Source organism: Streptomyces sp. NPDC127106 (genome assembly GCF_042677605.1).
Taxonomy (GTDB): Bacteria; Actinomycetota; Actinomycetes; order Streptomycetales; family Streptomycetaceae; genus Streptomyces.
Genome location: NZ_JBHXTC010000135.1, coordinates 1 through 1,542 on the forward strand (window position 1 = coordinate 1; position 1,542 = coordinate 1,542).

Genomic DNA, 1,542 nt, shown 5'->3' on the forward strand with positions numbered 1-1,542 from the left:
CCGTTGACTCACGCCAAGAGCGCACGCTGCCCATTTAGAGATAAGACAGCTCCAACGCTTTTCTTATGTATTCTTCTTCTGTGATTTCTCCATGAAACCGCCTTTCTAAAAGCTTTTCCTCTCCTTCCGTCAACACTAAACCCTCAAAGCCAAGGGTTGCTCTTACATATTACAACCCTGATTCAAAATCAATCTCATGCATAACTACCCCCTCCTCTTTATCAAAAGCCCCTGCGGGTCATTTCCGCCCGTACGCCCCAATTTATTTGGTGCGTAAAACTGGGCACTCCGTGATCCATGAGTAACCACAGATATTTTTAGCCATATTATGAATAAGCCCGTTTTGATGCACACTCAAAGGATGGGTTCATTCTACACTTTCGTTTGGCTTACTTTTCTTGTCAGATTCAACCCCAAAAGAACTGACCAGGATTCCTCGGGTTTCCTTATCAGTTCTTTCTTTTTCTCCGCTCCAAAACAAACTCGAACTTAAAAAATCGCCTTTAACCCCTTGATATAACTGACTTTCTCCGTTCATTTAGTAACGCAGCGTTCCTTTTCAATTGCACCCTTTTACAAAACAACTCAAATAAAGGGTGCAGTACTTAAAGGGCTTTAGCCTCGCTATAGCGAACCCTTTTTAAGGGGTGATTCGTGATGGATATGGGAGTTAAATTATCGTCAAAAGACGTCGCAAAACATCTCGGTATAGAGCCTGTGACCGTCCGCAAGTATGCAAGTATGCTTGAAGAACAAGGGTATTCATTCAATAAGGACTCAAAAGGATGGCGACTCTATACCGAGGATGACGTAAAGACTTTAGAGTATCTATGTACAATGACTAAAATCAATGGACACTCACTCGACGAAACGGTAAAGCATATAGCCAGCCTATATCGTTCAAAACTGACCATATCGGATACCGCTACATCGCTACAAGACAATCCTTTGATTGAATTCATGAAGCGACAGGAAGACTTCAACCGCCGCATGGCAGAACGGATGGAGCAATTCGAAAAGAGACAGCAAGAAAGGCACGAGACACTCACCGCTGCATTACGTGAGTCCCTTGAGACACAAAAAATGATCGCAGCCACCAAACAAAAAAAGTGGTGGAAATTTTGGAAGGGCAATTGATTGCCCGTTTTCACCGCTCTAATTCATTGTCCTTGTATTTATTGGCTTCTCTAGGCATTCCAGCCGTACGGAAAAACGATGCCGCTAACTTCCGCATCTTTGGCAATTTTTCTTTAGCCCACTGAACCATTTTGTCTTTCCATTGTTCCAGTACGGCAACTCTCTCTTTTAGTGTCTTATTTTCCTTTTTTAACGCCTTGTTTTCTCCAGCCACTTTTTCAAGCGTTTGATTCTGCTTCTTGGCGAAACTCAAAACCTCAGCATACTGCCCGTTTCTCTTATCAAGTTCCTGTTTTAGTTTTAAGCTCTCCGCAGCTTCGCTATTTCTTTGAATGATCAAAACTTTATTTTCAGCTGACAGTTCCTCGTTTTCCGTTCGTAAAGTCGTCAGTTCCTCTTTCACTT

General features: G+C 42.6%; 3 protein-coding genes. 1 reads left to right on the forward strand and 2 read right to left on the reverse strand.

Going from position 1 to position 1,542, the window contains the following annotated elements; translation table 11 throughout:
• Positions 1–367 precede the first annotated feature (367 nt).
• Entirely contained in the window at positions 368–538 is a 171-nt protein-coding gene (locus ACFVGY_RS37810) for a hypothetical protein (RefSeq protein ID WP_208561537.1), read from the reverse strand.
• 119 nt (positions 539–657) lie between these two features.
• Between ACFVGY_RS37810 and ACFVGY_RS37815 the strand changes: the two genes are divergently transcribed.
• The gene (locus tag ACFVGY_RS37815) at positions 658–1,137 is read left to right on the forward strand and encodes a DUF3967 domain-containing protein (RefSeq protein WP_041332654.1); all 480 of its coding nucleotides are present in this window, start codon (positions 658–660) and stop codon (positions 1,135–1,137) included.
• 10 nt (positions 1,138–1,147) lie between these two features.
• On the opposite strand, the gene ACFVGY_RS37820 is transcribed toward ACFVGY_RS37815, so the two are convergent.
• A partial coding sequence (locus ACFVGY_RS37820; protein WP_385687128.1) for a hypothetical protein occupies positions 1,148–1,542 on the reverse strand: 395 nt, incomplete at its 5' end.